The following is a 7062-nucleotide window of genomic DNA, read 5'->3' as shown; positions in this document are numbered from 1 at the left end:
TCGCCTGGCTGGTCGAACAATTCCGCGCCGCCGGCGCCGAGGGCGGCGGCCCGGACGGGTCCTTCGTCCAGATCGCCCATCTGTCGCGCACGCGCCAGGACGGCCCCGCGACCGTCGCCGCCCAGGTCGGCGGCCGCACGATCGCACTGGAGCGGGGGCCGGACGTCCTGGTCTCCAGCGACCGTCCCACCGATCATATCGCCGTGACCGACGCTCCCGTCGTCTTCGTCGGCTATGGCGCCACTGCGCCCGAGCGCCAGTGGGATGATTTCAAGGACGTGGACGTGCGCGGCAAGGTCATCATCGTCCTGGTCAATGATCCGGATTTCGAAGCCCCGGCGGGGGATCCGGTGGCCGGCAAGTTCGACGACAAGGCCATGACCTTCTACGGCCGCTGGACCTATAAATTCCTCGAGGCCGGCCGCCGCGGGGCGGCGGGCGGGCTGGTGGTGCATGAGACGGCCGGCGCCGGCTATGGCTGGTCGGTGCTGCAGAATTCATCGGCCGCGCCTAAGTTCGACATTGTCCGCGCCGACCCGAACGCCGAGCGCGCCCCCTTCCAGGGTTGGATCCAGCGGGCCAGGGCCGAGGAACTGTTCACCGCCGCGGGCCTGGACTTCGAAGCCTTGAAGGCGGGCGCCCGCAGCGCGGACTTCAAACCTGTCGTCCTGCCGGGGATGACGATGAGCGTCGATTTCGGACAGATCGCCGACCGGGTGGAGACCAGGAACGTCATCGCCCGCATACCCGGCTCCGAACGCCCCAACGAGACCGTCATGTACGGCGCCCACTGGGACGGTTACGGCGTGGGCACGCCCGACGCCTCGGGCGACACGATCTATAATGCGGCGGTGGACAATGCGACCGGGGTGGCGGCCCTGCTGGAGCTGGCCCACGCCTTTGCGGACGCGCCGCGTCCGAAGCGCTCGGTCGTCTTCGCCGCCTGGTCGGGGGAGGAGGCGGGCCTTCTGGGTTCGACCTATTACGCCGCCAATCCTGTCTGGCCGCTGGAGACGACCGTGGCCAACATCAATGTCGACAGTCTGCTGCCGGGAACGGAGATCGACCCCAATGTCGTCGTCATCGGCAAGGGCAAGAACCAGCTGGACGAGGTTCTGGCCCGCCATGCGACCGCGACCGGCCGCACCCTGATCGCCGATCCCGCGCCCCAGGCCGGCGCCTTCTATCGCTCGGACCACTTCCCCCTGGCCCTGAAGGGCGTGCCGGCCCTGTTCCCGGCCGCCGGTTTCACCGGCGCCAGCGCCGCCAGCCGCGACTATGTCCAGAACCGCTATCACCAGCCGTCGGACGCATGGGATGCGACCTGGCGCATGGACGCCGCCGCTGCGGACGTGGCCCTGATCTACGCCGTCGGCCGCGACCTGGCCCAGTCCGACGCCTGGCCCGAATGGAACCCCGGCGCCGAGTTCGGCCCTGCGCGGGATCAATCCAAGGCTCTGCGGCCCTAAGAGGCCGCCGTCTGGAAGGAGGGCACGACGAGCTGCAGCTCGGGCGCGGCGGCGCTGGTCGCGGCGCCCAGCGGCAGGTGCAGGATGAAGGCGGCGCCCTTGCCAGGCTCGCTCTCGACCTCGGCCCAGCCGCCGTGCAGCTCGACCAGGGCCTTGACCAGGGCCAGGCCGACGCCGGGGCCGCCGCGCTCGCGCCGCACGAACCGGTCGAAGACGTGGGCCTGAAGATGATAGGGGATGCCGCGTCCCGAATCCGACACGGTCACCCGCATTTCCGACGGGCCCATCTCGGCCGACAGAGTCACGGCGCCGCCTTCGGACACGGCGCGGGCGGCGTTCTCCAGCAGGTGGTTCAGGGCCTGGCCGATACGGTGGTCGTCCGCGCGGATCGGCTTCAGACCAGGCGGGCAGGTCACGGTCAGGGTCGCGCCCCGGCCCTCGACCTTGGCGCGCACCCGTTCGGCGGCCTGCTCCAGCAGATCCTGAACACGCACGTCGCCCAGCGAAAGCTCCATCTCGCCGGCGTCGATCTGGGCCATGTCCAGGACGTCGTCGATGGACCGGGCCAGTTGGCTGGCGGCGACGCGGATGGCGCCGGCGTGCTGGCGGCCGCGTTCCGGCAGGTCGCCCATGGTCTCCAGCAGCTCGGAATAGCCGACGATGGTCGTCAGCGGGGTGCGCAGCTCATAGGAGACGCTGCCGACGAACTCGCGTTTCAACGCCTGGCTCTCGGCCAGAGCCTGTTCCCGCTGAACCAGGGCCTGTTCCAGACCGCGCCGGGCCGTGATGTCCGAGAAGGCGACCAGGGTGGCGCCGTCGGGGAGGGGGCGCGTCTGCCAGGCCGCGATCCGGCCGTCGATGGTGCGGCCTTCGCCCGATATGGCGACCCGGCTTTCGGGATCGGGATCGGCGACGCGGGCCTTCAGACCCAGCCACAGGGCAGGATCGGGCAGGACGGCCTTGCACAGTTCGGCTAGGGCGTCGAAGTCGGTCGAGCCGGCGATCTGTTCCGCCGACAGTTTCCAGAAGGTCTCGAACGCCTCGTTGTGCAACCGCAGCCGTCCGTCCGAACCGAACACCGCGACGGCGTCGTTCAGCTTGTCCAGGGTCGCCGTCTGGACCTGAATCTGGGCGTTGAACCGGCTTCTCAGGTTCAGTTCGTCGGTGATGTCCGAGAAGATCAGCAATATGCCGCCCAGCGGATGGGGCTGGCGCACGACCCGCAGGGTGCGGCCGTCCGGAAGCGACCAGCTGTCGTCGGGCGAGGCCTGGGAGGCGCCATAGAATTCCAGTTCGCGCGCCTTCCAGCCCGCATAGTCCATGACCTCGGGCAGGCGGCGGCGCTGACGCAGCCGGTCCAGCAGTTCGGCGTGGGTCGGGCGTTCATCCAGCCAGGCGGGGTCGATGTCGAACAGGGTCTGGAAGGCGGTGTTGTGGAAAGCCAGCCGCTTGGATGGGCCGAAGATGGCCACGGCGTCAGCCAGATGGTTCAGCGTCTCGTCATGGGCGTCGACGTGGCGACGCAGGGTGTCGCGTGTCTCCTCCGCCTCGGTCACCTCGATGGCGAAGGCGGTGACGGCTCCGCCGCCGGCCGGTTCGGCGATGATGCGCCAGGCGCGGCGATGGCCGCCGCCGGTGGTCCAGCGGAAGCCCTCCTGGCGCACGCCCAGCCGCCCGGCTTCCGCGACCAGGGCGTCGGCGCCCCGGTCGAACGACAGGCCCTTGTTCCGCGCCGTCTCGACGCTGTCGGCGCCGATCTCGTGCAGCCAGACCCGGTTGGCCCAGGCCAGTTTGCCGGCGCCGTCCACCACCCAGGTCGGGATCGGCGAGGCGTCGCCCAGGAGGGCCAGGCCGCTCTCGGTCGCGTCGGCGCCGGTCAGCATGACGCGCGACGCTGGTGACAGTCTCAGCCCGGCGCCGCCGCCGGCCACCCGTCCCTCGATCCGCCAGGGTTCGACGTCGCCCAGTTCGATCAGACCTTCGAACGCCTTGCCGGCCGTCACCAGACCGTCGATCAGCACCACATAGGAGGTCTTCAGCCGGGTCAGCAGGGCGTGTCCCGCCGTATCGCCGCTGGCCTCGGTCAGGCGATCGATCAGTTCGGGCGGGCCGATGGGGGCGCCGCTGGCTTCGCCTTCGGGGGTCAGGGCCAGGCTGACGTCGTCGAAGGCGCGCAACATGCTGTCGTGGCGGCTGAGATCGGCGACGGCCGCCGCCCGCTCGCCCTCAGCCAGGGCCGTGGCGGCGTTCAGCCTGGCGCGCAGACGCAAAGCCCAGGCGCTGACCGCCAGGGCTAGCCCGGCTGCGCCCGCAGTGGCGACATAGGCGATGTCGGCCTCGGCCATTCTTGTCCCTGGGTCCCGCGACCTGATTCGGCGTTCACCATACCGCAAACCCGGCCAGAAAAAGTCAGTCTTCGTCGCGTCATCGCGCCCCGTTGCATGGCGGGCCCCAGACGGCGATAGCGGAGGCATGACCGACGCGACCGCCGATCTCTTCGCCCCCTCCCTCGACGATTTCGCCCGACTGGCGCGCGAGGCGTTCGACGCCCTGCCGGCCGAGTTCCGGGCGGCGGCGGGCGAGGTGATGTTCCGCATCGACGATTTCGCCGACGAACAGACGCTGGCGGATCTGGAGATCGAGGATCCGTTCGAACTGACCGGCCTGTATCATGGCGTGGACATCGGCCGACGCGACAGCCTGGGACCGGCGGCGGAGCCGTCGCGGGTCTTCCTGTATCGCCGTCCGATCCTGGACGAATGGTGCGAGCGCGGCGACGTCGGCCTGGCCGAACTGATCGCCCACGTCCTGATCCACGAGATCGGCCACCATTTCGGCCTGTCCGACGACGATATCCACGCCATCGAGGAGGACGCCGACTGAAGCCTTATTTGGTGGCCGGGTAGGGGGTCGTCACCGCCCCCGAGATCATGCCGGGGATGGCCTCGCCCAGACCCAGCAGGATGAACTGGATCGCCAGGGCGCACAGGATCAGGCCCAGGACGCGCACGATGATGGCCATGCCCACCTCGCCCAACAGGCGGCTGAGCGATCCGGTCATGGCGAAACAGACGAAGGAGACGGCGCAGGCGGCCGCGATGGCGACCAGCGACCCCATGGTTCCGGCATAACCCAGCTTGGCCGCCTCGCCCGCCTGGATGATGACCGCCGAAATGGCGCCGGGGCCGATCATCAACGGTATGGCGAAGGGCACGACCAGGCGCTGGAACCGGCGACGGGCGTAGCCGCGCACATCCTGGCTGTCGGCGATGGCGTCCTTGTCCGCGAACAGGGCCAGGAAGTCGCCGCGCGCCATGTCCAGGCCGAGGAGCAGCAGCAATATGCCCCCCGCGATCCGGAAGGCCGCCAGCGAAATGCCGAAGAACTGCAGCAGGCCCAGGCCGGTGAACAGGAAGAAGGCCAGGAAGACGGCGGCGAAGGTGCAGATCAGGGCCGAGACCGAAATCCGCTGGCGCAGCGTCGCCCCGGCCGTGGCGGCGGCGAAGATCGGCAGATTGCCGATGGGATCCAGCAGGGCGAACAGGGTCACGAACAGGTTGACACCCAGATCGACCGCGTTCATCGCCTCGCCTCGCTCTTGAAATTCAACACGCCGGCCGCGCCGACGCACCCCTTGCGTCCTCGCATAGCCGCTCAGCGCGAGTCCGTCGATGACCCAGACCGAAACCTTGGCCCCCAATCGCGGTCCAGACGAACGGATCATCTGCGCCCTGGACGTCCCGACCATCGCCGAGGCGGCCGCCCTGGTCGCGCGGGTCCAGGACGCGGTGGGCTTCTACAAGATCGGGCTGCAGCTGTTCGCGGCGGGCGGCATGGACCTGGCGCGTGACCTGAAGACCGAGGGACGCAAGGTCTTTCTGGACTGGAAGCTGCACGACATCGGCGCCACGGTCGAGAAGGCGGCGGCCAATCTGGCGGACGCCGGCTGCGACCTGCTGACCGTTCACGCCCGGCCCCAGGTGATGGCGGCGGCGGCGCGCGGCGTGGCGGGGTCGGGCTTGAAGGTGCTGGGGGTCACGGTCCTGACCAGTCTGACGGCCGAGGATCTGGCCGCCGACGATCACAGCCTGTCGCCGGCCGATCTGGTCGAGCGCCGGGTCCGACAGGCGCTGGAGGCGGGGATCGACGGCGTCGTCTCCAGCCCCCATGAGGCGGCGCGGGTGCGCGAGATCGCGGTCGAGGCCGGCCGTCCGGACTTTTTGATCGTGACCCCAGGGGTCCGGCCCGCAGGCTCGGCCCTGGACGATCAGGCCCGGGCCGCGACGCCCGAGGCCGCGCTTCAGGCGGGCGCCACCCATCTGGTGATCGGCCGCCCGATCACGGCGGCGGCCGATCCCCGGGCGGCCGCCCTGGCGGTCGCCGAAAGCATCGCCCTGATCTGATCAGCCGCGCTCGCCCGGCTCCTGGGCGTAATGCGGGCGCGGCGGGGCTTGCGGCGCGACATAGCCGGGGGGCGGGAGGTCGCCGTAATAGTCCTGGACGGGCGGCGGCGCGTGGACTTCGGGCGGCGCGACATGGATCTGGGCCGGGGCGATTTCGACCGGCGGCGCCTGCACATAGACAGGCGGCTGTTCGATATAGACCGGCGGCCCGGTCACGATCTCGGGCGGCGCGATGTTCACCTGAGAGGGGGCGACATAAATTCGCTGCGGCGCGACATAGACGGGCGGACCCTGAACCTGGATCGGAGCCTGCACATAGGCGCGCTGCTGCTCATAATAGCCGCCTTGTTCGTAGCCGCGCTGCTCATAGTGTTCGTACCGCTCCTGATAACGGTCTTCGTACCGATCTTCGCGATAGGCAGGGCGCGGGGCGGGGCGGCAGTCGCAATCGACCGGGCGTTGCGGCTGATAAGGGCGCCAGCCGATATAGTCGCGCCCGAAGCCATAGGCGGGATAGCCGACCGGGGCGCTGACGGGAGCCGGGCCGACGAAGTTCACGGGCGGGCCGGGAATATAGCCGCCCGAGTATCCGCCGTCGGCGTAACCGCCGCCGCCGACATAGGTCACGCCGCCGCCGCTGCCGCCGCGGCTGAAGCTGGACGAATGGGAATAGGCGCGGGCGTTGACGGCGGAATAGGAAGCGGCGCCGGCATGGGCCGAGGCGTTGGCTCCCGCATTCACGTTCACATTGACGTTGCTGTTGTGGCCGCCGCCGTAATGACCCCCGCCCCCGTGTCCGCCGCCGCAGCTTCCACAGCCGCCGCCATGGCCGCCAGACGGGCCTCCGGCGAGGGCGGGAGCGGCGGAAAGCAGAAGGGCCGCCGACGCGGCCGCGATCGTGGACTGTATCGTCACGGGACAGACTCCTCTGAATTGTCTCCGTTCAGGCAAGTCCCACGCCCCGCGGAATTGCGCCGCGTCAGAAGTCGATGGCCAGGCCCTTCTTCTCCCAATCGCCGTAACGGGTGGGTTCGGGACCGCTCGGCCCGCCGTGTTCCGGATCGGTCTGGGCGACCTGTTCGGCCGCGCGACGATCAGCCGCTTCCAGCAGGGCGCGGCGCGCGACGTCGCTTAGCGGCTTCTCCGGCGTCGCATGGGGGATTTCGGCGTCGAAAACCTGCGTCTTATAA

7 protein-coding genes are annotated in these 7062 nt (G+C 69.7%); 3 read left to right on the top strand and 4 right to left on the bottom strand.

All coding sequences use genetic code 11. From position 1 onward, the window contains the following. Window positions 1–1469 (top strand): M28 family metallopeptidase (locus ER13_RS14975; protein ID WP_035310501.1); only part of this gene is annotated, 1469 nt, incomplete at its 5' end. Here ER13_RS14975 and ER13_RS14970 read toward each other — a convergent pair. After that, window positions 1466–3814 (bottom strand): ATP-binding protein, encoded by a 2349-nt coding sequence (locus ER13_RS14970; protein ID WP_035310498.1) that lies wholly within the window; start codon window positions 3812–3814, stop codon window positions 1466–1468. The genes ER13_RS14975 and ER13_RS14970 overlap by 4 nt on opposite strands. Window positions 3815–3941: 127 nt before the next feature. Here ER13_RS14970 and ER13_RS14965 point away from each other — a divergent pair, with 127 nt between their 5' ends. After that, window positions 3942–4352 carry a metallopeptidase family protein gene (locus ER13_RS14965; protein WP_035310497.1) on the top strand — a complete coding sequence of 137 codons (411 nt, stop codon included), beginning with the start codon at window positions 3942–3944 and terminating at the stop codon, window positions 4350–4352. Window positions 4353–4356: 4 nt separating this feature from the next. Here the strand turns inward: ER13_RS14965 and ER13_RS14960 are convergent, their stop codons facing one another. Continuing rightward, window positions 4357–5052: a MarC family protein gene (locus tag ER13_RS14960; RefSeq protein ID WP_035310495.1), complete on the bottom strand. Its 696-nt coding sequence runs from the start codon at window positions 5050–5052 to the stop codon at window positions 4357–4359. Window positions 5053–5140: 88 nt separating this feature from the next. Between ER13_RS14960 and pyrF the strand changes: the two genes are divergently transcribed. Then, entirely contained in the window at window positions 5141–5872 is a 732-nt protein-coding gene (gene pyrF, locus ER13_RS14955) for an orotidine-5'-phosphate decarboxylase (RefSeq protein WP_050771580.1), read from the top strand. Here pyrF and ER13_RS14950 read toward each other — a convergent pair whose 3' ends face one another. Further along, window positions 5873–6787, bottom strand: coding sequence for a hypothetical protein (locus ER13_RS14950; RefSeq protein ID WP_035310493.1), 915 nt, complete (start codon window positions 6785–6787; stop codon window positions 5873–5875). Window positions 6788–6851: 64 nt separating this feature from the next. Beyond that, a partial coding sequence (locus ER13_RS14945; RefSeq protein WP_035310491.1) for a DUF1674 domain-containing protein occupies window positions 6852–7062 on the bottom strand: 211 nt, incomplete at its 5' end.

The organism is Brevundimonas sp. EAKA (genome assembly GCF_000698025.1).
GTDB classification, from domain to species: Bacteria; Pseudomonadota; Alphaproteobacteria; order Caulobacterales; family Caulobacteraceae; genus Brevundimonas; species Brevundimonas mediterranea_A.
This window is presented reverse-complemented; position numbering and strand designations above follow the sequence as displayed.